General features: G+C 69.7%; 16 protein-coding genes. 12 read left to right on the top strand and 4 right to left on the bottom strand.

Features of this window, described 5'->3' with window-relative positions:
* Positions 1-65: 65 nt before the first annotated feature.
* The gene (locus ACFU5F_RS10225; RefSeq protein WP_383884682.1) at positions 66-1,079 is read right to left on the bottom strand and encodes a helix-turn-helix transcriptional regulator; all 1,014 of its coding nucleotides are present in this window, start codon (positions 1,077-1,079) and stop codon (positions 66-68) included.
* A gap of 89 nt (positions 1,080-1,168) precedes the next feature.
* The gene (locus ACFU5F_RS10220; protein WP_383884679.1) at positions 1,169-4,876 is read right to left on the bottom strand and encodes a S8 family serine peptidase; all 3,708 of its coding nucleotides are present in this window, start codon (positions 4,874-4,876) and stop codon (positions 1,169-1,171) included.
* Positions 4,877-5,500: 624 nt separating this feature from the next.
* Here ACFU5F_RS10220 and ACFU5F_RS10215 point away from each other — a divergent pair.
* Both ACFU5F_RS10215 and ACFU5F_RS10210 read left to right on the top strand, forming a co-directional pair.
* A complete protein-coding gene (locus tag ACFU5F_RS10215; protein ID WP_383884676.1) occupies positions 5,501-5,995 on the top strand; it encodes a hypothetical protein in 495 nt (164 codons plus the stop codon).
* A 318-nt stretch (positions 5,996-6,313) separates the two neighbouring features.
* Complete coding sequence (locus ACFU5F_RS10210) at positions 6,314-7,387, top strand: lytic polysaccharide monooxygenase (RefSeq protein ID WP_383884673.1); 1,074 nt, start codon at positions 6,314-6,316, stop codon at positions 7,385-7,387.
* Between the two features lie 47 nt (positions 7,388-7,434).
* On the opposite strand, the gene ACFU5F_RS10205 is transcribed toward ACFU5F_RS10210, so the two are convergent.
* The gene (locus ACFU5F_RS10205; protein ID WP_383884670.1) at positions 7,435-11,232 is read right to left on the bottom strand and encodes a GH92 family glycosyl hydrolase; all 3,798 of its coding nucleotides are present in this window, start codon (positions 11,230-11,232) and stop codon (positions 7,435-7,437) included.
* A gap of 472 nt (positions 11,233-11,704) precedes the next feature.
* On the opposite strand from ACFU5F_RS10205, the gene ngcE reads away from it, so the two are divergent.
* From ngcE to ACFU5F_RS10160, 9 genes are all read left to right on the top strand, one after another.
* On the top strand, positions 11,705-13,171 hold the full coding sequence (ngcE, locus tag ACFU5F_RS10200) for an N-acetylglucosamine/diacetylchitobiose ABC transporter substrate-binding protein (RefSeq protein WP_383884667.1): 1,467 nt from the start codon (positions 11,705-11,707) through the stop codon (positions 13,169-13,171).
* A 138-nt stretch (positions 13,172-13,309) separates the two neighbouring features.
* A complete protein-coding gene (locus tag ACFU5F_RS10195; protein ID WP_383884664.1) occupies positions 13,310-14,239 on the top strand; it encodes a carbohydrate ABC transporter permease in 930 nt (309 codons plus the stop codon).
* A 19-nt stretch (positions 14,240-14,258) separates the two neighbouring features.
* A complete protein-coding gene (locus ACFU5F_RS10190) occupies positions 14,259-15,191 on the top strand; it encodes a carbohydrate ABC transporter permease (RefSeq protein ID WP_383884662.1) in 933 nt (310 codons plus the stop codon).
* A gap of 202 nt (positions 15,192-15,393) precedes the next feature.
* The gene (locus ACFU5F_RS10185; RefSeq protein ID WP_383884659.1) at positions 15,394-16,593 is read left to right on the top strand and encodes an ROK family protein; all 1,200 of its coding nucleotides are present in this window, start codon (positions 15,394-15,396) and stop codon (positions 16,591-16,593) included.
* Between the two features lie 124 nt (positions 16,594-16,717).
* Positions 16,718-17,821, top strand: coding sequence for a sugar ABC transporter substrate-binding protein (locus ACFU5F_RS10180; protein ID WP_383884656.1), 1,104 nt, complete (start codon positions 16,718-16,720; stop codon positions 17,819-17,821).
* Between the two features lie 211 nt (positions 17,822-18,032).
* Positions 18,033-18,824 (top strand): ATP-binding cassette domain-containing protein, encoded by a 792-nt coding sequence (locus ACFU5F_RS10175; RefSeq protein ID WP_383884653.1) that lies wholly within the window; start codon positions 18,033-18,035, stop codon positions 18,822-18,824.
* Positions 18,821-20,152, top strand: a complete 1,332-nt coding sequence (locus ACFU5F_RS10170; RefSeq protein ID WP_383884650.1) for a sugar ABC transporter permease — start codon at positions 18,821-18,823, stop codon at positions 20,150-20,152. The genes ACFU5F_RS10175 and ACFU5F_RS10170 overlap by 4 nt, the downstream gene beginning before the upstream one ends.
* 305 nt (positions 20,153-20,457) lie before the next feature.
* Positions 20,458-22,377 carry a 1-deoxy-D-xylulose-5-phosphate synthase gene (gene dxs, locus ACFU5F_RS10165; RefSeq protein ID WP_383884647.1) on the top strand — a complete coding sequence of 640 codons (1,920 nt, stop codon included), beginning with the start codon at positions 20,458-20,460 and terminating at the stop codon, positions 22,375-22,377.
* Between the two features lie 146 nt (positions 22,378-22,523).
* On the top strand, positions 22,524-24,047 hold the full coding sequence (locus tag ACFU5F_RS10160; RefSeq protein ID WP_383884644.1) for an amino acid permease: 1,524 nt from the start codon (positions 22,524-22,526) through the stop codon (positions 24,045-24,047).
* 75 nt (positions 24,048-24,122) lie between these two features.
* Here ACFU5F_RS10160 and ACFU5F_RS10155 read toward each other — a convergent pair whose 3' ends face one another.
* Positions 24,123-24,497 carry an NTP pyrophosphohydrolase gene (locus ACFU5F_RS10155; protein WP_383884641.1) on the bottom strand — a complete coding sequence of 125 codons (375 nt, stop codon included), beginning with the start codon at positions 24,495-24,497 and terminating at the stop codon, positions 24,123-24,125.
* On the opposite strand from ACFU5F_RS10155, the gene ACFU5F_RS10150 reads away from it, so the two are divergent.
* Positions 24,496-24,771, top strand: a complete 276-nt coding sequence (locus ACFU5F_RS10150) for a hypothetical protein (protein WP_383884639.1) — start codon at positions 24,496-24,498, stop codon at positions 24,769-24,771. The two genes, ACFU5F_RS10155 and ACFU5F_RS10150, sit on opposite strands and share 2 nt — an antisense overlap.
* The last annotated feature ends 17 nt before the right edge of the window (positions 24,772-24,788 follow it).

Here is a 24,788-nt window from a genome sequence, read left to right as displayed (position 1 = left end):
CCGCATCCCCGGTGACGGGGGTGCGGCCCTTCGGCACTTCCTCGCGTGCGGCCCTTCGTGTGGTCCTACAGCCAGCCTCGCTGCGCCGCCCGTGCCCCCAGCTGGAAGCGGCTCGCTGCCCCGAGCCGGTCCTGTAATTCACTCACCCGCCGCCGCAGGGTCCGCAGGCTCACCCCGAGATGGCGGGCCACCGCCTCGTCTTTCATCCCGGCCGCCAGCAGCCGGGTCAACGTCCGCTCCCCCTCGGAGAGTTCACCCTCACCGACCGGCTGACCGAGCGGCGTCGCCTGTTGCCAGGCCAGGTCGAACAGTTTCTGCAGCGCCTCGGTCACCGCCGAGTGCCGTACGACCGCCGCGCAGTAGCCGCCCGCGTCGGACGAGGTCAGCGGCAGCATCGCCCGACGGCCGTCGACCACCAGCATCTTGACCGGCACCGAGGGCATCACCCGCGCCTGCTCGCCGAGTTCGACCATCTTCCAGGCGTGGAGGAGGACGTCCGGGTCCTCCAGGGCGGTCGCCGCGTACACCGTGCGATAGATGATCCCGCGGCTGAGCAGATCCGACTGCAGGTCCAACTGCGGGGTGCGCGGAGCCAGATACGGGGGAGTGTCGAAGACGCACACCTCGTGCTCGGCCCGTGCGTACAGCTCCTCCAGGCGAGCCGCGTTGGCGCCCTCGCCGGAGACCACCTCGACCAGCCGGGACGGCTCCTCCCGCAGCAGTCCGGCCTCGTGTGCGGTGACCATCTCCTCGGCGGTGGCGGCCAGGAGTTCGGACTCGGTCTCGCGCCGCCGGATCAGCGCCCGGATCGCCACCCGGGGGTCGACCGCGCGCAACCCGCCCATGGAGTCCGGCGGTTGGAGCAGACCGAGCGCGAGCAGCCGGTTGCAGGAGTCGCGGACCCGGGCCGGCTCGGCGCCGGTCAGCAGCGCCCAGCCGGCCGCGCCCGCGTCGGGCTGGTGGAGGACCGACCGGTACACCAGCTCGTCGAAGGCGGAGACCCCCACCGCGGACCAGGGGCTCGCGGCGGGGGCCGGTTCTGTGGTGGCGTGCGCCGTCTCGTGTGCCGTGTTCACCATGTCCCGGCACGGTAGACGAACTCTGTTAAGGCTGAGGCACATGTGGTGGGTGACGTCGGTTTCGGGTCGCGTCCGCCACAGGTCCGCTCCTACGTCAGGCCGAACGCCCTCAGCACGGTCTGGTCGATCCCGTTGCCGTCGCGGTCGGTGGCCCGCACCCGCAGCGACACCGACTCGGCGTCCTTTGCCGGCGTGAACCGCGCCTTGCCGCTCTTCACCCTCACCTCCTTCCAGGACGTGCCGTCGTCGTAGGAGACCCAGGCCTCGAGGCTGCGCGCCTTCACACTGCCCAGCTGGTCGGCGACCGGCAGATCGATCTTCAACTCCTGTCCCCTCTTGGCCCGGTTGAGGAGGTCGAGGCCCTGCGGGACGATGCCGACCGTGAGCAGCGGCAGGACCGTCTCCGTGGTGGTGTGCGCCGAGGCGAAGGTCCACTCGGTGTGCGTGCTCGTGGAGTACTTGGCCCAGGCTGCCCGGCGCCGCACGTCCAGCTCGAAGCGGTACGAGGCCTCGGCCGCCGGCACGTCGAAGACGCCGTAGCCGCCGAGCAGCGAGTCGCCGACCAGCTTGCCGTCCGCGTAGAGCCTGCCCTTGCCGGTGGTGTCGGTGCCGTCGATGTACCCGTAGTGGCCCGGCGCGGAGTCGTTCAGCTCCGTCACCGACATGGTGAGTTCGTCACCGGTGCGTCTGGACAGGCCGTACTCCTCGCTGGCTCCGGGGCGGATCACCTGGCGCAGCCAGTTCTCGGCGCGCTCGTCCGTGCCCGCCTTGTCGAAGGTCCGCAGCGGGCTCCACTGGCCCCTGAGCGTCTCCCAGTTCGGATAGACGGTGTGCCAGGTACGGGTGTCGGGGTCGACGTAGTAGTACTCGTCGCGTTCCGTACCGAGCCGCATGGAGTGGCTGCTCTCGACGCCGAACAGCTGCCAGGGGCGGAAGGTGTACAGGGCGTCCGCGCCGATCTCGCCGGCCGTGGCCCCGTGGTAACGGGCCTTCCGCTTCACCGTGTTGGAGTGGTCGAGGTCGTATGTCTGGTCCGCGGAGATGGCTCCGCTCTGTGCGGCGAGCAGGTTGTAGACGTACGGGCTGACCGGCGTACCGCTCAGCTTCAGCGTGACCTTCTCGCCCGCCTTCAGCAGGCCGGTGAGCGCGGCGCCCTCCTCGCCGGTGGCGATCATCAGTGGGACGGTGGTCGCCCGGTCCACGGTCTCGATCCAGAACCCGGGTGTCCTGCGGTACGCGATGAGGTAACCGGCGCCGGCCTTGGTCGCGTTGTCCAGCGCGTTCTGCGCCCGCTCCGTGGCGCCGAGCGCGACCACCGCCACCTTGCCCCTGACGTCGAGCCCCGCGAAGTCGGCCTCGGTACCGCCGCCCGCGTCGACCGCCCGGACCCTGTGGTCACCGCTGATCTTCAGCGGGAAGTCCTCGTACGTCTGGGAGTAGTAGAGGGAGGACAGAGAGGTCTTCTGCGGGCTGGTGACGCTCGCCGTCAACTCCTTCTCGTACATGCGGAACTTGGCGGTGAACTCCAGGGTGCCCTCGGTGACCCGCTCGGTCGGCGTGACATAGACGTGCTTGGTCCAGAAGCCCTGGCTGTAGGTGAGCCCCCAGCCGTTGGTCGCCCCCTCGCGGTGCACATTGGTGGTGAAACCCTGGAACTCGGAGTTCTGCTTCGTCCTCGGTTTGATCTCCACCGCCTTGCGGGCGTCGAGGACGACCTCGGTGTCCTTGTTCACCTTGATCTCGGGGCTGATCACGACGGAGGTGCCGACGGCCAGACCACCCGCGTCGCGGTCCGGGATCCAGGTCGAGACGGCATAGGTGCCGGCCGGGACCTCCCAGGTCCAGCCGGTGCCGAGGAAGCCGTACTCGTCGGGGATGGCGTTGTTCAGTTCCATGAGCGTGTAGATCGACCCGCCGGTGGGCGCCTTGCCGTTCCGGCCCAGGAGGGAGACCGCGAGGTCGTACGTCTTCGGAGCCTTCTCGAAGCCGACGCCCGTGGTGACCTGGATGTCGTCGGCGGTCGCCGTCACATGGCCGGTGTACCTGCCCTCGCTCTCCTGGGCGGGGTCGACGCCGACCGGGAGCGTGGCGGTGCCCCGCGCGGGGACGGTCAGAGAGTGATCGCCCACGGTGAGGTCGGGGAGCGACGAGGAGATCTTCAACTCCACTGCTCTGTCGGTGGCGTTGGTGTACGTGATGTCCTGGGTGGTGACCCCGGTGTCGCCGTCCTCGAACCGGCCGAAGCTCAGCGTCGGGGTCGCGAAGACGTTCTGCCCGACGGCCCGCACGGCGTCGACCCGGCCGTCGCCCTGCTCGAACGCGGAGTCGTCGGCGTTGGTCCTCGCCGTGCTCGCCAGGGCTTCCTTGATCTGCCGCCCGGTCCAGTCCGGGTGCGCCTGCGCGACCAGCGCCGCGGCGCCCGCGACATGCGGGGTCGCCATCGACGTACCGTTCGCCGCCGTGTAGTCGTCGTCGACCGGCGTACCCATGGCGGTACCGGCGGCACGGGCCGCGGTGATGCCCACGCCCGGCGCGGTGATCTCCGGTTTGACCGCGAAGTCACCGGGGCGCGGGCCGCGTCCGGAGAACGAGGCCAGCTTGTCGGACTTGTCGACCGCGCCGACGGTGAGCGCCGAGTCGGCGATGCCCGGGGTGCCCACGGTCTGCTCGCCCGGACCGGCGTTGCCCGACGCGATGACGAAGAGGGTGCCGGTGGACGCGGACAGCTCGTCGACGGTCTCGCTGAGCACGTCGGAGGAGCCGGTCGCCGTACCGCCCAGTGACATGGAGACGATCTTCGCGCCGGAGTTCGCCGCCCACTCCATGCCCGCGATGATCCACGACGACTGGCCCTTGCCCGCGTCGTTCAGCACCTTGCCGACCAGCAGCTCCGCGCCCGGCGCCACGCCCTTGCGCCTGCCGTCCGAGGCCGCTCCGGAACCGGCGATCGTGGACGCCACATGGGTGCCGTGCCCGTGGCCGTCCCGCACCGCCTGGTCCGGGACGAAGCTCCGGGAGTCGGCGATCCGGTCCGCGAGGTCCGGGTGCCCGGTGTCCACGCCCGTGTCCAGGACCGCGACCTTCACGCCCTTGCCGTCGTGGCCCGACCGCCACACCTCGGGCGCGCCGATCTGCGGGACGCTCGTCTCCAGGGACACCTTCACCTGGGCGTCCAGCCAGATCCGGTCGAGACCCCCGCCGAGCCGTCGCGCGGCCTTCGAGGTGGGTTCGGTGCCGAGCGCGGGGGCGATGTCCGCCCAGAACGCGGTCGACTTCTTCGCGCTGAGCGCCGCACCGTCGATGCCGGGCAGCGCGAGCGTACGGCGGGCGCCGACGGGGGTCGCACGGCCCTTGTCGTACGTCGCGATCACGGGGGTGCTGTCGGTCCTCGCGTCGGTGTATCCCTGCTTCACCAGCCGGGTGACGTTGAAGAGGGCCGGGTCGAGGCGGCCCGCCCGCACCAGCGGGATGGCGTCCGTCGGCAGGACACTGATCTCGCCGTCGCGTTCGCTCGACAGGAACGTGGCGGCCTCGCGCCCCGCACCGCGCCGCACGTCGACGGCGTGTCTGCCGTCCGGGCCGGGGGTGATCGAGACGGTGTCCCCGGTGATGAGGGTGACGGTCCGGCTCGTGGGCGCGCTCACGGGGCCGGTCGTCCCGCCGCCGGTCGCGCTGCCGATGCCGATGGCCCGGGTGCGGGCATCGGCGATGCCGGGGCCGGCGGTCGCGGGCGTGATCGCCGCCGCGAGCAGACCGGCCGCTCCTGCCGCGGCCCCGAGGGTGTGGAGTCTTCGCATAGGTGGTGCGTCCTCCCCTGAACGCTGACGAACGCTTCCGGCCTGGTGGGCGGAAGCCAGTGATCAGAGTGGGCGGCGCGTGGAGAGAGGCTCAAGGGGTTGCCGTGGCCGGTCCGTGCCAACGCCCTCTTCGGTCAGCGGAGTTGGCGGTACGTCCCCGGTGCGCCGGAGAGCCGCCGCCCCGGCGTACCTCCGGATGCGGGGCCGGTCCGTCGGCACGCTCGCCGCGCGGCTCGACGGGGTGGGGAACACCACCTCCGGCGAGGCCGTCCGGCGGAGACGGTGCCCCGCGGACCCTCGGCGCCGGGCAGCGGGCCGATCTCGGCGGCGTCGCGTCCGACGGCATCCCGGGCGACGGTGCTACGACCGACGCCCCCCCCACGCCCCCGGACCGTGCCCGGCCCCGGCAGCCGCCGGATCACCGTCCGTCGTGCGCCGGGGCCCACCGGGTCCACCGGGACCGGGCAGCCGAAGCCGGCCGACGAGCAGCCCCGAGGACACCCCCCGGAGCCCTACGCGACCAACTGCCGGGCGGCTGAGCCGGGAAGCGGCCCCACCGGCTGTCGCGCACCTCGCCGGAGGGAACCCTGGCGTTGTCGAGGCCGAAGGGCGAAGACTTGGCCCATGGATGCACCGAAGCGGCGCAGCGCCCCCCTCCCGTTCGTCGACGAGCACACCGTCCTCATCGAGGCGAACGCCGATGACACCTGGTGGGCCCTCGCCGAGACGCTCGACTGGGCCTTCTCCCGTCCCGCCGTGGTCCGTTACGCCAAGCTCGTGGGCTGCGCCGACCACACGGCCGCCGGACCGCGCCCGCCCGTGGAGGGCGCGACGACGTTCCCCGGCTTCCGTACGGCGGCCGCGACCCCGCCCCGGGAGCTGACCCTCCTGGGCCGTCACCGCTTCTCCTCCTACACCTGGACCTTTCGCCTCGACGAGGAGGGCCCGGACCACGTCCGTCTGCGCGCGGAGACCCGCGCCGCCTTCCCGGGTCCGGCCGGCGGCCTCTACCGCCTCCTCGCCCTCGGCACCGGGACGCACGCGAAGCTCACCCGCCGGCTGCTGGACGACGTCCGCCGGCGCACCGAACGCGCCTGGACGCGGGGACCGGTCGCCTGAGCGGGCACCGCGGGCGACAGCGCCCGCCCGCAGCCGTTTACAAGCGCGGCGCTCCGCGCTAGCTTCCGGAGTAGGTGGGGGTGGGAGCGCTCCCATATGCCCGGCGGACCGGAACCCGTCGAGCCCGGACCCGCTCCCACCCCGCACCATCCGTCCACGCACGGGCACCGCACACCGCCACCGCGCCCGGCGCTCGACACCAGCGCCTCGCGACGGCACCGCTCACCGGCACCTCGCACGGGCACCGCACACCCGCACCTTCGCACCGGCACGCGTACGTCCCCCACCTCTCAGCCGTACACGCAAGGAGCCCATGTCATGCGCGTGACAAATTTACGATTAAGGCTGCCCCGCCGCCACCAGGCACTCCTGCTCGTCCTGCTCGCCCTCGTGACCACGATTCCGGCCCTCGGCCTGGTCGTCGCGGCCGGCAGCGGCAAGGCGGAGGCGCACGGCACCCCCATGAAACCCGGCAGTCGCACGTTCCTGTGCTGGCAGGACGGGCTGACCGACACCGGTGAGATCAAACCGGTCAACCCGGCGTGCCGTTCCGCTCAGCAGGTGAGCGGGACGACCCCGTTCTACAACTGGTTCTCGGTGCTCCGCTCGGACGGCGCCGGCCGCACCCGAGGCTTCGTCCCGGACGGGCAGCTCTGCAGCGGCGGCAACACCAACTTCACCGGCTTCAACACACCCAGCGCCGACTGGCCGTTGACCCACCTCACCTCCGGCGCGACCGTCGACTTCTCGTACAACGCGTGGGCGGCGCACCCGGGCTGGTTCTACGTCTACATCACCAAGGACGGCTTCGACCCGACGAAGACGCTCACCTGGAACGACCTGGAGGCGCAGCCCTTCCTCAGCGTCGATCACCCGCCGCTGACGGGCAGCCCGGGCACGGTCGAGGCCAACTACTCCTGGCGGGGAAGGCTCCCGGCGAACAAGTCGGGCCGCCACCTCATCTACATGGTCTGGCAGCGCTCGGACAGCCAGGAGACCTTCTACTCCTGCTCCGACATCGTCTTCGACGGCGGCAACGGCGAGGTGACCGGCATCAAGCAGCCCGGCAACCCCAGCGAGCCGGTCCCGGGCACGTGCACCGCCACCCGCCGTACGACGAACAGCTGGTCCGGCGGCTACCAGTCCGAGGTCGTCGTCACCAACACCGGTGATGTGCCGATGCTCGGCTGGATGGTCGACTGGACGTTGCCCGCCGGGCAGAAGGTCGACAGCCTCTGGAGCGGCAGCGCGACCTACACCGGGCAGAACGTGATGGTGCACAACGCCAACTGGAACGGGGCACTGGATCCGGGCAAGACCGCGACCTTCGGCTATGTGGTGCAGGGGCCGGGAGGTGATCCCGCGACCACGCTGCCCTGCAGGGTGGGCTGAGACCCGGCCGGGACCGGGTGCGTCGCCGCTCCCGGTCCCGGCCGCGGTCAGGCCAGCAGCTCCACCTCCGCCAGCGTCGCCGTGCCGTCGACGACGAGGCGGTAGTGGTCGTACGCCTTCGGGGCCGTGATCGAGAAGACCCGGGTCTGGCGGTCCCAGGCGAAGGATTCGCCGGAGCGCCTGTCGAGGGTCTGCCAGGCGGCGCCGTCGGAGGAGCCCTGGAGGGTCCAGCCGGCCGGCGCCTCGCCCTGGTCCGCCGAGGTCAGCGTGTACTGGACCGCCTTCGTGCGGGCCGGTACCGGAAGAGGCACCGTCCCGGCCGACGCCTTCGTCGCCGAGGTGTCGTCGAACAGCGCGCCCTCGCCCCGAACGGCGTCCGAACGGGGCGCCGGTGCCCGGTCGTCCTTCGTGATCGACACCGGGGCCGCCTTCTCGCCGGTGCCCCAGCGGGACGGCTCCGGGCCCATGTCGAACCTCAGCGTGCCGCCCCGGGAGAGGATCGAGTGCGGCAGCGAGGTCGACGTCCACGCCCTGCCGTCGACCTTCAGACCCTGCACGTACACGTTCCGCGCGCTGTTCTCGGGGGCCTCGACCACCAGGTCCCTGCCGTTCTCCAGATGGACGGTCGCCCGGGTGAACAGCGGGGAGCCGATGGCGTACTCACCGCTGCCCATGACCAGCGGGTAGAAGCCGAGCGCGGAGAACAGGTACCAGGCGGACTGCTCGCCGTTGTCCTCGTCGCCGTGGTAGCCCTGGCCGATGGCGCTGCCGACGTAGAGGCGGGACAGCACCTCGCGGGCCTTCTCCTGGGTCTTCCAGGGCTGCCCGGCGGCGTCGTACATGTAGATCGCGTGGTGGGCGACCTGGTTGGAGTGGCCGTACATGCCCATGCGCACGTCACGGGCCTCGGTCATCTCGTGGATGACGCCACCGTAGGAGCCGACGAGGTCGGGGGAGGCCGTCTCCGGGGTGGAGAAGTAGGCGTCCAGTTTCCTCGCGAGCCCGGCGCGGCCGCCGTACAGGTTGGCCAGGCCCTTGCTGTCCTGGGGCGCGGTGAAGGCGTAGCCCCAGCCGTTGGTCTCGGTGTAGTCGTGGCCCCACACACGGGGGTCGTACGCCGAGGAGTCCACCCGCCAGGCCCCGGTGCCGTCCCGGCCCTGGAAGAACCCGGCCTTCTCGTCGAACAACTTCACGTAGTTCCGGGCCCGGTCGAGGAAGTACGCGGCCTCCTCGGCATACCGCCTCTCGCCCGTCTGCCGGTACAGCGCCCTGCCCATCCGGGCGATGCCGTAGTCGTTGAGGTAGCCCTCCAGAGCCCAGGACAGGCCCTCGTGGGTGTCGGTGGAGGTGTAGCCGAGGAAGGGGGAGGTGGCCATGCCCTTGCGGCCGACGCCCGACGAGGGCGGGACGACCGTGGCGTTCTTCAGGGCCGCCTCGTACGCCGTCCTCGCGTCGAAGTCCACCCCCTTCACGTACGCGTCCGCGAACGCCACGTCCGACGAGGTGCCGGTCATCAGGTCCGCATAGCCGGGGGAGGACCAGCGCGAGGTCCACCCGCCGTCCCGGTACTGCTGCACGAAGCCGTCCACCATCTCGCCCGCCCGGCCGGGGGAGAGCAGGGAGTACGCGGGCCAGGTCGTGCGGTAGGTGTCCCAGAAGCCGTTGTTGACGTACACCTCGCCGTCGACGATCTTCGCGCCGGTGCGGGTCGGGGTGTCCGGACCGGTCATGGGGGAGAACGGCGAGGCGTACCGGTGCCTCGAACCCACCTTCTCGAAGCCGGAGTTGGGGTACAGGTACAGGCGGTAGAGGCTGGAGTACAGCGTGGTCAGCTGCTCGGGGGTCGCGCCCTCGACCTCGACCTTCCCGAGGATCCGGTCCCACTGCGCCCGCGCCCGGTGCTTCACCGTCCCGAAGGACGTGCCGTCCGGGATCTCCCGGCGCAGGTTGTCCTTCGCCTGGTCCAGACCGATGAGGGAGGTGGCCAGGCGGAGCGTCACCGTGCGGTCCTCGCCGGCGTCGAAGCGGAGGTGCCCCTTCACGCCGGTGGAGCCGCCGTCCGTGACGGGTGCGTCGAAGACCCCGTACACGAACAGCCGGGTCGCGCCCGTGGAGAGGCCGGACTTCACGTCCGAAAATCCCGTGACGACTCCCGCGTCCTCGTCCAGGGTCAGGCCCGCCTGGTCGGTCACGTTGTCGAAGAGGACGCTCGCGTCGTCGCCGGGGTAGGTGAAGCGCAGCACCGCCGCGTGGTCCGTCGGTGCCATCTCGGCCCTGACGCCGTTCTCGAAGCGGACCCCGTAGTAGTACGGGCGGGCCGTCTCGTTCTCGTGGCGGAAGGCCAACGCCCGCGCGGAGCGGCTCAGTTCGGGGGTGCCGGCGGCGGCCGAGGGCATCACCTGGAAGGTCTGCCGGTCGCCCATCCACGGGCTCGGCTCATGACTGGCGCTGAACGCCTGGACGGTGGGGAGGTTGTCCGCGTCGTTGGCCCGCGCGTAGTCGTACAGCCAGCTCAGTGAACCCGCGTTGGTCACCGGCGTCCAGAAGTTGAAGCCATGGGGCACGGCGGTCGCCGGAATGTTGTTGCCGCGGGAGAACCCGCCGCTGGAGTTCGTTCCCCTGGTCGTCACCGCGTAGTCGGAGAGATGCGGCTTCGGCCGCCCGGGCGCCCGCACCCGCAGCGTGACGTCGTCGAGCCAGCCGCGGAACCTCGCTGGGCCCTTCGGGGAGTCGTACGCCACCACGATCCGGTCCACGGTCCGCCCGGCCGCGACCGGGCCGATCCGGGAGACGACGTCGTTCCACTGGTTGACGTACAGCACCTTCGCCGTGCCCTGGCCGCGCGGCGACAGCGGGAACCCGTGGCCGTCCACCGCCCCCAGCTCGCTGAGCGAGGTGCCGTCGGTGAAGACCAGGTCGACCGAGACGTTCGTGGCGTCGTAGTCCAGGTCCCCGGCGGCCATCGACGGGAAGATCCGGTACGCCAGCTCGGTGTCCCGCCCGACGGCCACGTTCACGTCGAAGATCTTGTTGTACGCGTACGCCCGGCCCTGTGCCGTGTGCCGGCCCGCGTATCCGAGGGCCCGCGCGCCGGTGAAGCCCGCACCGGCCTTCGCGGTGGCGGAGCCGCTCGGGCCCCGGTCGACCAGCGATCGCATCTCCCTCGGCGCGGGCGCCTGCCCGCCGCCCGTGGAGAGGTGCACATCGGCGAGCTGGGTGATCAGCGAGGCGCCGTTGTTGCGGGTGATGTCGAGCCGGAAGTGCCGGTACTCCGCCACCGCGTCGCCGGGGATGTCGTACGACTTCGTGAGGAACCGCTCCCCGAAGCTCTCGCCGGACCGGGTGTCGAGGGTCTTCCACTCCTTGCCGTCGGTGGAACCCTTCAGGGTCCAGTCCCTCGGGTCACGCGACTCGGCGTCGTTGGCCGAGGTCAGCGCGTAGGTGACGACCTCGGCGGGCCGGTCGAGGTCGAACTCCGCCCATCCCGTGGGCTGGAAGGTGAGCCACTTGGTGCCGGGCTCGCCGTCGACGAGGTTCTCCTTCACCTCCCCGCCGCTCGTGTTCTCGCCACTGGCCCGCACGTCGGTGACGCGGTCGGTGATGTCGCCCGGGATGCCGGTGGTGTAGCCGCCGTCGACGCCGGACGCGCGCGGGGAACCGTCCGGTGCCGTGTCGGTGGTGCTGCGCCAGTCCGGAGCCGGGTCGTCCGGTTCGAACGAGGAGCTGAACTCCCGCTCCGGGGCCGACGGACGGTCCGGTGTCGCCACCGCCGCGCCCTGCGAGGCCACCACCAGAGCGAAGGCGGCGGCGCCGAGCGCCACCGTGGAACCCCGTCCGTGCCGCATCGGCGAGCACCCTCCCCACGTCCACGAGACAGTTTTCGATCACGGGATGACCGAATGAGGACAACGTTGTCCACCTGGTAAACGCAGGGACCAGTACGGGTGGAAGTGGCGTGTGATGTCAAGGGTGTTGAGTGCGACGTCCGGGGCGAATGGCCGGAATGTTCTGGCCGGGTGGCGCAAGGTCGCTCATATGTCCGAGAGGTCTCAACTCGGAAAAGACCGAAGGCGAACCTTGCATTCGATCTTGCCCCTCTGGCGGGAAGTGGACTATACCTGTCGGCGTCCGCAGAGTGGTCACCCCGATGCGGACAGGCCCTACCCCGGGGGAATTCCGGTGGTCGCGGACGTGTCCGCGCGCGGACCGCCGCCTTGCCCCTGTTGAATCCTCACGCACGACCCCAGCTTGAACCGACCGCGGTGCCGGGAGGATCCGGTTCACCGCCTGAGTCCTGGAGAAGGCGAGGACTTGAGCATGGGATCCACGACCGCTGAGAACGACCACGGCCCCGACGGGGTCGCCGGCCCCGAAGGCGTCGGCCGCCGCGATCTGATCAAGCGTTCCGCCGCGCTGGGCCTGATCACCGTCCCGACGATGAGCGTCCTGTCCGCGTGTGCCAGCGGCGGCGGGGGCGACGACACCTCCGAGGACAGCCAGGGCAAGACCTCCGCGTCCAACCCCTTCGGCGTCAAGAAGGGCAGCAAGCTCGACGTCGTCATCTTCAAGGGCGGCTACGGCGACGCCTACGCCAAGGCCTGGGAGGCCGCCTTCCAGAAGAAGTGGGGGGTCACCTCCACCCACACCGGCACCCAGGAGATCACCGGCAAGCTCCAGCCGCGGTTCAACGCGGGCAACCCGCCGGACATCGTCGACGACTCCGGCGCCCAGCAGATCCCGATCGACGTCCTCTACAAGAACGACCAGCTCCTCGACCTGGCCGAGGTGCTCGACGCCCCCTCGATCGACGACCCGGACAAGAAGGTCCGCGACACCCTGATCCCCGGCACGCTCGACGCGGGCATGCAGGAGAACAAGGTCGTCGCCCTGAACTACATCTACACGGTGTGGGGCCTGTGGTACTCCGGCAAACTCTTCAAGGAGAACGGCTGGGAGGAGCCCAAGACCTGGGCCGACTTCCTCACCATCTGCAAGGAGGCCAAGGCCAAGGGCATCGGCGGCCTCGCCCACCAGGGGAAGTACCCGTACTACATCAACGTCGCCATCATGGACCTGATCGCCAAGACGGGCGGTCTGGAGGCCATGAAGGCGATCGACAACCTCGACCCGAAGGCGTTCGTCGGCTCCGACGCCGCGAAGGCCGGCGTCGAGGCGATCTACGAGGTCGTCGAGAAGGGCTATCTGATGCCCGGCACGAACGGCCTCACCCACACGGAGTCCCAGGCCCGCTGGAACCAGTACAAGGCCGTGTTCATCACCTCCGGGTCCTGGCTGGAGAACGAGCAGCTGAAGCAGACCCCGGACGACTTCGAGATGACCTTCATGCCGATGCCCCTGCTGCCGGACAGCGTGATGCCGTTCGAGGCGATCCGGGCCGGCTCCGGGGAGCCGTTCATCATCCCTTCCAAGGCGAAGAACCTGCCGGCCGCCAAGGAATTCATGCGGATGATGCTCTCCAAGGAGTGGTCGACCCTGTTCGCCAAGGAGGCGAACTCCCTGACGATCGTGAAGGACGGGGTCGACACCGGTGTCTCCCTGCGGCCCGGTACGCAGTCGACGGTGGAGGTGTCCAAGGCCGCCGGTGACCACACGTTCCGTTACCTGTACACCGAGTGGTACAGCGAGATGGACACGGCGATCCAGAACGCGTCGAACGAACTGATGGCCAAGCGGATCCAGCCGGCCGAGTGGCTCAAGCGGGCCCAGGCCGCCGTGGACAAGCAGGCCAAGGATCCCGACTCCAAGAAGAACCATCGGGACTAGTGGGGGCGTCGGAGCGCCGGGAGAGCTGCGCACTGTGGTGAGCTGCGAGTTCGTGGTGGCTCGCCGCGCAGTTCCCCGCGTCCCCGGAAAACAGGGGCGCGCCTTTCGTCTCATGGAAGCCGAGGCAGGGAAACGCCAATGCGTAAAGGACAGAACCGGTTCGTCGCGGGATTTCTCCTCATGCCCGTGGCGCTTTATCTGATCTTCGTGATCTGGCCGTACATCCAGACGTTCGGCTATTCGCTGACCGACTGGAAGGGGCAGTCGCAGACGTTCTCCTTCATCGGCCTGGACAATTACACGGCGTTGTTCCAGGACGACATCTTCCTCCAGGCGATCTGGCACAACATCCTTTTCCTGGTGTTCATCCCGGTGATCACCATCCTGCTGGCGCTGTTCTTCGCGTTCATGCTGAACGCGGGCGGCCGCGGCCGGGCCGGCGGGGTCTCGGGGGTCGCCGGGTCGGGGTTCTACAAGATCGTGTACTTCTTCCCGCAGGTGCTGTCGCTGGCGATCCTCGCGGTCCTGTTCGGGGCCGTGTACCGCAGCGACAGCGGGGGCATGCTCAACGGCCTCCTGCTGAAGCTGGGGCTGGTCGACGAGAGCAGCCCCGTCGAGTGGCTGAACGAGCCGAACGTCGTGCTGTGGGCCCTCATCCTCGTCGTCGTCTGGCACGGCGTCGGCTTCTACCTGGTGCTGTTCTCCGCCGCCATGCAGGCGATCCCGCGGGACATCTACGAGGCCGCGCTGATCGACGGCGCGGGCCGCGCCCACACGTTCTTCCGCATCACCCTGCCGCTGCTGTGGGACTCCGTGCAGACCGCCTGGGTCTACCTCGGCATCGCGGCGATGGACATGTTCATCCTGGTCTCCACCATGACCGCGGGCGAGTACGGGGGCGGCCCCGACCACCACAGCGAGGTCATGGCGACCGTGATGATGCGGAACTTCCTGCTGTACGGCAGGAGCGGCTACGCCTGCGCCATGGGCGTCGTGATGCTGCTCCTCACCCTGATCGTGTCGGTGGTCATGCTGCGCGCCACCCGTCGCGAGCGCGTCGAGTTCTGAGCGGGAGAGACGACAGAAGATGAGTGCACCCCTCAAGACCGCCTCGCGCGGCGACTCGGTCCCCACCGGCCCGACGGTGAACAAGGGCGGGGCCGGTCCGGGCGACGAGCGCGGCGAAGGCGTCGCGCTGAACGTCTTCTCGCACGGGTTCCTCGCCCTGTGGGCCCTGCTGATCGTGCTGCCGCTGCTGTGGCTGGTGCTCAGCGCCTTCAAGACCGACGCGCAGATCGGCGGCTCGGCCTTCGGCTGGCCCGAGAACTGGTCCCTGGAGGTCTTCTCCCGTGCCTGGGACAAGGGCATCGGGGACTACTTCGTCAACACGGTCATCGTGCTGGTCTTCTCCGTGCCGCTGACCATGCTGTTCGGCTCGATGGCCGCGTACGTCCTGGCCCGCTACCCCTTCACGGGCAACCGGCTGCTGTACTACTTCTTCGTCGCCGGCGCGATGTTCCCGGTCTTCCTCGCCCTGGTGCCGCTGTTCTTCATGGTCAAACGGCTCGACATGCTGAACACCTACCAGGGGCTGATCCTGGTGTACGTCGCCTACTCGCTGCCGTTCACGGTGTTCTTCATGCACGCCTTCTTCCGGACGCTGCCCACCGCGGTCTTCGAGGCGGCCATCCTCGACGGCGCCTCGCACACCCGGACGTTCTTCCAGGTCATGCTGCCGATGGCCAAGCCGGGGCTGATCAGTGTGGGGATCTTCAACACCCTGGGGCAGTGGAACCAGTTCATCCTGCCCACGGTCCTGATGCAGCCGCAGAGCGGCGACGACCCCGAGCGGTACGTCCTCACCCAGGGCCTCATCCAGCTCCAGCAGCAGCAGGGCTACGCGTCCGACCTGCCCGTCCTCTTCGCCGGTGTCACCATCGCCATGATCCCGATGCTTGTGGTCTACCTCTCCTTCCAGCGCCAGGTACAGGCGGGTCTCACCTCCGCCACCCTCAAGTAGCCCGTTCCGGGACCTCAAGTAGCCGCAGAGTGACATTTAGTGGTCATTCGGCGACCCCAGTTTCCCTCAAGGACTTGACTGCGGTAACCCGTTCGGCGGAGCTTGGAGTTCACAACTTGTAAGTGACCCGGGTTCCGAGGCTGTGGCCTGGGTCACGGGCGGCGTGCGGGCCGCCCGTCCTGGGACGGGAGTGGATGAGTCGATGGAGACTCCGGGGTCGCAGTCGTCGCTGCACCGAGCAAATCTCGAACGCGTCGTCCGGGCGGTACGCCTCGCCGGGTCGCTGACGCAGGCGGAGATCGCCAGGACGACCGGTCTGTCCGCGGCGACGGTCTCCAACATCGTGCGTGAACTGAAGGACGGTGGAACCGTCGAGGTCACGCCCACGTCGGCCGGTGGCCGGCGGGCGCGTGCGGTCTCGCTCAGCGGGGACGCCGGCATCGTGATCGGTGTGGACTTCGGGCACACCCATTTGCGCGTCGCGATCGGGAACCTCGCGCACCAGGTGCTCGCCGAGGAGGCCGAGCCGCTGGACGTGGACGCCTCCTCGACCCAGGGCTTCGACCGGGCGGAACAGCTGGTCACCCGTTTGATCGAGGCCACCGGAGTGGATCGCACGAAGATCGCCGGCGTGGGTCTGGGCGTCCCCGGCCCGATCGACGTGGAGTCCGGGTCGCTCGGTTCCAGCGCCATCCTGCCGGGCTGGACCGGCACCAAGCCGGCCGCCGAGATGCGCGACCGCCTGGGAGTGACCGTGCACGTGGACAACGACGCCAACCTCGGCGCCCTCGGTGAGCTGGTCTGGGGCAGCGGCCGGGGGGTGCGGGACCTCGCGTACATCAAGGTCTCCAGCGGTGTCGGGGCCGGACTGGTGATCGATGGCAAGATCTACAGAGGCCCGGGTGGCACAGCGGGAGAAATCGGGCATATTACTCTTGATGAATCCGGCCCGGTCTGCCGCTGCGGCAACCGTGGCTGCCTGGAGACCTTCGCGGCCGCACGCTATGTGCTGCCGCTCCTCCAGTCCAGCCATGGCACCGACCTGACCATGGAAGGGGTCGTACGGTTGGCGAGGGACGGGGATCCGGGCTGCCGTCGGGTGATCGCCGACGTCGGCCGACACATCGGAAGTGGAGTCGCCAATCTCTGCAATCTGTTGAACCCGAGCCGCGTGGTCCTCGGCGGCGATCTCGCCGAGGCCGGAGAGCTGGTCCTCGGGCCCATAAGGGAGTCGGTCGGCCGGTACGCGATCCCGAGTGCCGCACGTCAACTCTCGGTGCTGCCAGGGGCACTTGGCGGCCGAGCCGAGGTCCTCGGGGCCCTGGCCCTGGCCCTCAGCGAGATGGGTGATTCGACCCTTTTGGACGGAACCCTCTTTGCCGCGACCCCTGTCTTCACTTAGAGAACGAAACACGCCGTTGCCAACCCGTTAAGGATTTACTTCTTGACGTCGCACGTGTGGCCGAGTTGACTTCCAGCCACCTCGGCCGCAGTGCTGCGGCCCGTGTCAGGGAGGCACAACCCAAATGAACGCAATGATGCGTAGAGTCGCGATCGGCGCCACCGCGGTTTCGCTGGCGCTGTCCGTGGCCGCCTGTGGCAAGGCCGGCGACGACAAGGACTCGGACAGCGGCAGCGACAGCGGCTCCGGCAGCAAGACCATCGGTCTCCTCCTGCCCGACAACGTCACCGCGCGCTACGAGAAGTTCGACCGGCCGTACTTCCAGGACAAGGTCAAGGAGCTCTGCTCCGACTGCAAGGTCGACTACGCGAACGCCGCCGCAGACCCCACCAAGCAGGCTCAGCAGATGAGCACCATGGTGACCAAGGGCGTCAAGGTCATCGTCGTCTCCGCCCAGGACTCCGCCGCCATCAAGTCCTCCATCCAGTCCGCGGTGGACAAGGGTGTCAAGGTCATCGCCTACGACCGCCTCGCGCAGGGGCCGGTCTCGGCCTACGTCTCCTTCGACAACGTCAAGGTCGGCGAGCTGCAGGGCCAGGCCCTCCTCGACGCGCTCGGCGACAAGGCGACCCCCAAGGCCAAGGTCGTCATGATCAACGGCGACGACGCCGACCCGAACGCCGGTCAGTTCAAGGAGGGCGCGCACAAGGCCCTCGACGGCAAGGTCGACATCGCCTACGAGCAGTCCGGCCTGTGGAAGGACACCGTCGCGGCCCAGAAGATGTCCGCGGCCATCACCCAGCTGGGCGCCAAGAACATCGCGGGCGTCTACGCCGCCAACGACGGCATGGCCGGTGGCATCGCCAACACCCTCAAGGGTGCGAAGATCAGCAACATCCCGCTGACCGGTCAGGACGCCGAGCTGGCCGCCATCCAGCGGATCGTCGCCGGCACGCAGTCCTCCACGGTCTACAAGGCCTACAAGCCGGAGGCCGACACGGCCGCCGAGCTGGCGGTCAACCTGCTGGAGAAGAAGGACATCAAGTCCCTGGCCGACACCGAGGTGACCAGCGGTTCCGGCGACAAGGTCCCGGCGAAGCTGCTGGTCCCGGTCTCCGTCACCAAGGAGAACATCAAGGACACGGTGGTGAAGGACGGCCTCTACACGGTCGCCGACATCTGCACCCCCGAGTACGCCAAGGCGTGCAAGTCCGCCGGCCTGGAGTAGCCGCTCCGGTCCACTGAGCCTGTCCGGCGCCCGCCCCACCCATACCCCGCTTCCGGGGCGGGCGCCGGACGGAACCGCCGCCGAGAGAGCGGCGGGCACTCGCATGTTCACCTTGTAAGCCTTGTGCGGCGGCCCCCAGGTCGGCGGGGCCCGCACATCCTCCGCGCCCGGTTCCCGGCGCGGCATCCCCGCCGGTCAGGCGGCGAAGGAGATGGTTCACGTGTCCGCTACGCCCGTGTTGGCGTTGCGCGGAGTCTCCAAGCGATTCGGTGCGGTGCAGGCACTCACCGACGTCGATCTGGAGGTCCACGCCGGAGAAGTGGTCGCCCTGGTGGGCGACAACGGCGCAGGAAAGTCCACCCTGGTCAAGACGATCGCGGGTGTCCACCCCATCGATGAGGGCGTCATCGAGTGGCAGGGCGATCCGGTGAGGATCAACAAGCCGCACGACGCGCAGGGACTCGGCGTCGCGACGGTCTACCAGGACCTCGCGCTGTGCGACAACCTCGACGTCGTCGGCAACCTCTACCTCGGGCGCGAGCTGCTGCACCGGGGCGTCATCGACGAGGTGACGATGGAGAAGAACTCCCGGGAGCTGCTCTCCACGCTCTCCATCCGCATCCCGAGCGTCCGCATCCCGATCGCGAGCCTCTCCGGCGGTCAGCGTCAGGTCGTCGCCATCGCCCGCGCCCTCATCGGCGACCCCAAGCTCGTCATCCTGGACGAGCCCACCGCCGCCCTCGGTGTCGAGCAGACCGCGCAGGTCCTCGACCTGGTCGAGCGGCTGCGCGAGCGCAACCTCGCCGTCATCCTCATCAGCCACAACATGGCCGACGTCAAGGCGGTCGCGGACACCGTCGCCGTACTGCGCCTGGGCAGGAACAACGGCTCCTTCTCCGTGAAGGACACCAGCCACGAAGAGATCATCGCCGCGATCACCGGTGCCACGGACAACGCCGTGACCCGTCGCGCCGAGCGGCGCACCACGGAGGCGGCAAAGTGAGCGACACGTCCAAGACCGTGAAGAGTGATTCCCCCGAGACCGCCGCGGAGGGCCAGACCACGGTCGCGCCCGCCGACGACCCCACGGCCGCGCCGGTCACGGTCGTCGACCCCCGTCTGCTGGTCCGCGAAGAGGGCCTCAAGGGCTACGTCACCGAGTTCAAGCGCAAGGTGAAGGGCGGCGAGCTGGGCTCGCTGCCGGTGGTCATCGGACTGATCGTCATCTGGACGATCTTCCAGCTCCAGAACGATCGTTTCCTCAGCGCCGACAACCTCTCGAACATCAGCTACTTCCTCTCGGCCACCGGCATGCTCGCCATCGGCCTGGTGTTCGTGCTGCTGCTCGGCGAGATCGACCTGTCGGTGGGCTCGGTCAGCGGTCTGGCCTCCACCGTGTTCGCCGTGTTCGTGGTGAACGACGGGATGAACGCCTGGTTGGCGCTGGTCCTCGCGGTGCTCACCGGTATCGCCATCGGAGCGTTGCACGGCTGGTTCTTCGCCAAGATCGGCGTACCCGCCTTCGTCGTCACCCTGGCCGGTTTCCTCGGCTGGAACGGCGTGATGCTGTGGCTGCTGGGCGAGAGCGGCACGATCAACATCCCCTCCGACGAGGGCCCGGTCCGCCTGCTCGGCCAGAGCTCCTTCTTCATGGACCAGGCCATCATCGGCGCGTACCTCCTGGCCGGCCTCGCCGTGGTGCTCTCGCTCGTCGGGAACCTCAACGAGCAGCGCCGTCGTCGGGCCGCCGGTGTGCCGTTCCGGCCGACCAGCGAGATCCTGCTGCGCGTCGGTGCCCTCGCCCTCGCGTCCTTCGCCGCCGCCGCCGTGCTCAACAACGCGTCCGGTGTCTCCAACGCGCTGGTGATCTTCCTGGCGGCGCTGGTGGTCGTGGACTTCGTCCTGCGGCGCACCACGTACGGCCGTCAGGTGTTCGCGGTCGGCGGCGGCATCGAGGCGGCCCGCCGGGCCGGTATCAACGTGCCGATGGTCCGGATCACCGTGTTCGCCATCTCCGGTGGTTTCGCGGCGGTCGGCGGTATGTTCTTCGCCGGTCAGACCGCCAGTGCGACGCTGTCCGCCGGTGGCGGCAACATCCTGATGCTCGCGATCGCCGCGGCCGTCATCGGTGGCACCAGCCTCTTCGGTGGGCGGGGGTCGGTGTGGTCGGCGCTGCTGGGCATGCTCGTCATCCAGTCGATCCAGACGGGTCTGGACCTGCTGAACATGAACCAGTCGATCCAGTACATGATCACGGGTGCGGTGCTGCTGGGGGCGGTCGTCATCGACTCCGTCAGCCGTCGGAGCCAGAAGGCTGCCGGTCGCGCGTAGCGGTGTGGCGGAGGGGCGCCGTCTCTCGGTGCCCGTCCGACGTCGACCGCGGGCCGGTCGTGGCCGGTCGCGCCCACGCGGCGGAGCCCCGCGCCCCCTTCGGGGCGCTCATGTGCCCGGTGCCTCCAAGGCGCCGGGCACTTCTGCTTGTTGTCGGACGTTTCGTACGGGTACGTCGGTGCAGGATGGTTTACGCCGTTCGCGTGATGTGGCAGTCGACCGCCCGGCGGTCGGCCGTCCGCGCGGAAGATTAGACTTCGACGAGCCCGGTAACGCTCGAACAGCACTATCGCAAGGAGGCACGGGTGCCGCTGCTGACCCGCATCAGGGGACCGCGCGATCTGGACCGGCTCAGTCTGGAGGAGTTGGACCAGCTGGCGGAGGAGATCCGGACCTTCCTCGTGGAGGCGGTGTCGAAGACCGGCGGTCACCTCGGCCCGAACCTCGGCGTGGTCGAGCTCACCATCGCGATGCACCGTGTCTTCGACTCGCCGAGGGACAAGGTGCTGTGGGACACGGGCCACCAGTCCTACGTCCACAAGCTCCTCACCGGCCGTCAGGACTTCTCCCGGCTGAAGATGAAGGGCGGCTTGTCCGGCTACCCCTCGCAGGCCGAGTCCGAGCACGACGTCATCGAGAACAGCCACGCCTCCACGGTGCTCGGCTGGGCCGACGGCCTCGCCAAGGCCAACCAGGTGCTGAAACGTGACGACCACGTGGTCGCGGTCATCGGCGACGGCGCGCTCACCGGCGGCATGGCCTGGGAGGCGCTCAACAACATCGCCGACGCCAAGGACCGCCCGCTGGTCATCGTCGTCAACGACAACGAGCGCTCCTACGCGCCGACCATCGGCGGCCTCGCCAACCACCTGGCCACGCTGCGGACCACCGACGGCTACGAGCGCTTCCTCGCCCGCGGCAAGGACCTGCTGGAGCGCACCCCCGTCGTCGGCCGCCCCCTCTACGAGACGCTCCACGGGGCCAAGAAGGGGCTGAAGGACTTCATCGCCCCGCAGGGCATGTTCGAGGACCTCGGCCTCAAGTACGTCGGCCCGATCGACGGGCACGACATCGAGGCCCTGGAGTCCGCGCTCGCCCGCGCCAAGCGGTTCGGCGGGCCGGTCATCGTGCACTGCCTCACCGAGAAGGGCCGCGGCTACCAGCCCGCCCTCCAGGACGAGGCGGACCGCTTCCACGCCGTCGGCAAGATCCACCCGGACACCGGTCTGCCGATCGCCTCCTCCGGCGCCGACTGGACCTCGGTCTTCGGCGAGGAGATGGTCAAGCTCGGCAAGGAGCGCGAGGACATCGTCGCCATCACGGCGGCCATGCTCCAGCCGGTCGGCCTCGACAAGTTCGCCAAGGCCTTCCCCGAGCGCGTGTACGACGTCGGCATCGCCGAGCAGCACGGCGCGGTGTCCGCCGCGGGCCTCGCCACGGGCGGTCTGCACCCCGTCTTCGCCGTCTACGCGACCTTCCTCAACCGGGCCTTCGACCAGGTCCTGATGGACGTCGCCCTCCACAGGTGCGGGGTGACCTTCGTCCTGGACCGGGCCGGCGTCACCGGCACCGACGGGGCCTCGCACAACGGCATGTGGGACATGTCGATCCTCCAGGTCGTACCGGGGCTCAGGCTCGCCGCGCCACGCGACGCCGACCAGGTCCGCGCCCAGCTGCGCGAGGCCGTCGAGGTCACCGACGCGCCGACCGTGGTGCGCTTCTCCAAGGGTGCCGTGGGCCCCGCCGTGCCCGCCCTGCGCCGCGTCGGCGGCATGGACGTACTGCGCGAGCCGGGTACCGACACCCCGGACGTGCTCCTCGTCTCCGTCGGCGCCCTCGCGCCGATGTGCCTGGAGATCGCCGACCTGCTCGACAAGCAGGGGATCACCACCACCGTCGTCGACCCGCGCTGGGTCAAGCCCGTCGACGAGCACATGGCGCCGCTCGCCGACAAGCACCGCGTGGTCGTCACCGTCGAGGACAACTCCCGCGTCGGCGGCGTCGGCTCGGCCGTCGCCCAGGCACTGCGCGACGCCGGCGTGGACATCCCGCTGCGCGACTTCGGCATCCCGCCGCGCTTCCTCGACCACGCCTCCCGCGCCGAGGTCCTGGCCGAGATCGGGCTCACCGCGCCCGACATCGCCCGCCAGGTCACCGGCCTGGTCTCCAAGATCGACGGGCGGTTCGGCGAAACCACGGCGGAGGTGGAACCCGCCCGCGACTGATCGGTCCGGTTGGGCCGTCCGGGCCGGTTTCGCCATTCTTTACGGTGGTGAGACCGGCCCATTCGCGTGAAAACGCCCGCGCCGGGGCATACGGACCACGCCCCCTCTCGATCATGTCGAGGACGACAAGCGTGGGAGGTACGCCTGTGAGCAGCACACTCTTCCGGACGAAGAAGGTCGAGCAGTCCATCCTCGATACCGAGGAGCCAGAACACGCGCTCAGGAAATCCTTGTCCGCGCTGGATCTGACGGTCTTCGGCGTCGGTGTCATCATCGGCACCGGCATCTTCGTCCTCACCGGCACGGTGGCCAAGAACAACGCCGGTCCCGCCGTGGCCCTCGCCTTCGTCGTGGCCGGCGTCGTCTGCGCGCTTGCCGCCCTCTGCTACGCGGAGTTCGCCTCCACGGTCCCGGTCGCGGGGTCCGCGTACACCTTCAGTTACGCCTCCCTCGGGGAACTGCCCGCCTGGATCATCGGCTGGGACCTGGTGCTGGAGTTCGCGCTGGGGACGGCGGTGGTGGCGGTCGGCTGGTCCGGCTACATTCATTCGCTGCTGGCCAACGCCGGCTGGGAGCTGCCGGCGGCGCTCGGTACCAGGGACGGGGCGGACGGCTTCGGGTTCGACATCCTCGCCGCCGCGCTCGTCCTGATCCTCACGGCCATCCTGGTGATCGGCACCAAGCTCTCCGCGCGCGTCACCTCCGTGGTCGTCGCCATCAAGGTGACGGTCGTCCTCACCGTGATCGTCGCGGGCGCCTTCTTCGTGAAGGGCGACAACTACGACCCGTTCATCCCGAAGGCGCAGGCGGTCGACGCGGGGGACAGCCTCCAGGCGCCCCTCATCCAGCTGCTGTTCGGCTGGGCGCCGTCCAACTTCGGGGTGATGGGCATCTTCACGGCCGCCTCCGTGGTCTTCTTCGCGTTCATCGGCTTCGACGTCGTCGCCACGGCCGCCGAGGAGACGAAGAACCCGCAGCGGGACATGCCCCGGGGCATCATCGGCTCCCTCGTCATCTGCACCACGCTGTACGTGGCGGTCTCGATCGTCGTCACCGGTATGCAGCACTACACGAAGCTGTCGGTGACCGCGCCGCTCGCCGACGCCTTCAAGGCCACCGGGCATCCGTGGTTCGCGGGCTTCATCAGCTTCGGCGCCGCCGTCGGCCTGACGACCGTGTGCATGATCCTGCTGCTCGGCCAGACCCGGGTCTTCTTCGCGATGAGCCGGGACGGGCTGCTGCCGCGTTTCTTCTCCCGCGTCCACCCCCGGTTCAAGACCCCGCACCGGCCCACCATCCTGCTCGGCGTGGCCATCGCGATCCTCGCCGGTTTCACGCCGCTGAGCGAGCTGGCGGAACTGGTCAACATCGGCACGCTGTTCGCCTTCGTGGTCGTCGCGATCGGCGTGATCATCCTGCGCCGTACCCGCCCCGATCTGCCCCGGGCCTTCCGCACCCCCTGGGTTCCGGTCATCCCGATCCTGTCGGTGTGCGCCTCGCTGTGGCTGATGCTCAACCTCCCCACCGAGACGTGGCTCCGCTTCGCCGGCTGGATGGCCCTCGGCTTCCTCGTCTACTTCGTCTACGGCCGCTCACACAGCCGTCTCGGACGCCAGGTGCCGACCGCGACGGGTGACGCCGGCGGGCCGCCCGGGCGCGACGTCCCGTAGCGGACCCGAGCCCGGCCCTCGTCCTCCGGCCCCGTACGTCCCGCTCACGGTGGGACGTACGGGGCCGGAGGGCGTTCAGGACGCGCCGCGCACCGTTCTCGGCCCCGTCACCTCGGCCCCCAGCGCGACCACCCTGCGCCGCAGTTCGCGGTCGGCGGTGACGACGAGGCAGGGTCGGCCGGGGGCCCTGTCGGCCACCAGCTCCACGATGCGGTCGTCACCGCTGTGCGGGGCCGCCTCGACCCGTACACCGGGGACCGGCTCCACGCCCCGGGCCGCGCCCTCGACGACCAGCACCAGCTCGACGGGCTCCTCGCGGCCGGGAACCCCGTCCCGGGCGAGCCGGTCGCGCAGGCGTTCCGCCGCGCCGCGCCGGTCGCGCCACCAGCCGTCGGGCACCGAGCCGATGACGTTGGCGGCGTCGACGATCACGAGCAGGGGGGCGTCCATGGGGACAGGGTCGCACGCCGGCCCCACCGGCCCGGCGAAACGGTCGCCCTATGCACATCGCGACACCGGGGGCGAGGTGCTGCTCGCGGCCTGCGCCACGGAGAACGAGGGGGCCGGGGTGGACTGGGCGCCGACCGGTGAACGCCGTGTGGGGGTGCCGGCGTCGGCGCGGGACGCGAACGGGCGGGTGGTGCTCGGGGTGATCCGCGCCGACGGCACGCTGCGGACGTCCCGGCTCGCGGCACCGGACTTCCGCTTCCCCGAGGACGCGTGAGAGGAGGGCCCCCGCCC

The organism is Streptomyces sp. NPDC057438 (genome assembly GCF_042802995.1).
Taxonomy (GTDB): domain Bacteria; phylum Actinomycetota; class Actinomycetes; order Streptomycetales; family Streptomycetaceae; genus Streptomyces.
The sequence above is the reverse complement of the archived record's forward strand: the minus strand, read 5'-3'. Positions and strand labels throughout refer to the sequence as shown.

Excerpts from the sequence above, each read along its gene's own strand:
- ACFU5F_RS10225 (WP_383884682.1), bottom strand. The coding sequence starts at position 1,079 with ATGGTGAACACGGCACACGAGACGGCGCACGCCACCACAGAACCGGCC.
- ACFU5F_RS10220 (WP_383884679.1), bottom strand. The coding sequence starts at position 4,876 with ATGCGAAGACTCCACACCCTCGGGGCCGCGGCAGGAGCGGCCGGTCTG.
- ACFU5F_RS10215 (WP_383884676.1), top strand. The coding sequence starts at position 5,501 with ATGGATGCACCGAAGCGGCGCAGCGCCCCCCTCCCGTTCGTCGACGAG.
- ACFU5F_RS10210 (WP_383884673.1), top strand. The coding sequence starts at position 6,314 with ATGCGCGTGACAAATTTACGATTAAGGCTGCCCCGCCGCCACCAGGCA.
- ACFU5F_RS10205 (WP_383884670.1), bottom strand. The coding sequence starts at position 11,232 with ATGCGGCACGGACGGGGTTCCACGGTGGCGCTCGGCGCCGCCGCCTTC.
- ngcE (WP_383884667.1), top strand. The coding sequence starts at position 11,705 with ATGGGATCCACGACCGCTGAGAACGACCACGGCCCCGACGGGGTCGCC.
- ACFU5F_RS10195 (WP_383884664.1), top strand. The coding sequence starts at position 13,310 with ATGCGTAAAGGACAGAACCGGTTCGTCGCGGGATTTCTCCTCATGCCC.
- ACFU5F_RS10190 (WP_383884662.1), top strand. The coding sequence starts at position 14,259 with ATGAGTGCACCCCTCAAGACCGCCTCGCGCGGCGACTCGGTCCCCACC.
- ACFU5F_RS10185 (WP_383884659.1), top strand. The coding sequence starts at position 15,394 with ATGGAGACTCCGGGGTCGCAGTCGTCGCTGCACCGAGCAAATCTCGAA.
- ACFU5F_RS10180 (WP_383884656.1), top strand. The coding sequence starts at position 16,718 with ATGAACGCAATGATGCGTAGAGTCGCGATCGGCGCCACCGCGGTTTCG.
- ACFU5F_RS10175 (WP_383884653.1), top strand. The coding sequence starts at position 18,033 with ATGGTTCACGTGTCCGCTACGCCCGTGTTGGCGTTGCGCGGAGTCTCC.
- ACFU5F_RS10150 (WP_383884639.1), top strand. The coding sequence starts at position 24,496 with ATGGGGACAGGGTCGCACGCCGGCCCCACCGGCCCGGCGAAACGGTCG.
- ACFU5F_RS10155 (WP_383884641.1), bottom strand. The coding sequence starts at position 24,497 with ATGGACGCCCCCCTGCTCGTGATCGTCGACGCCGCCAACGTCATCGGC.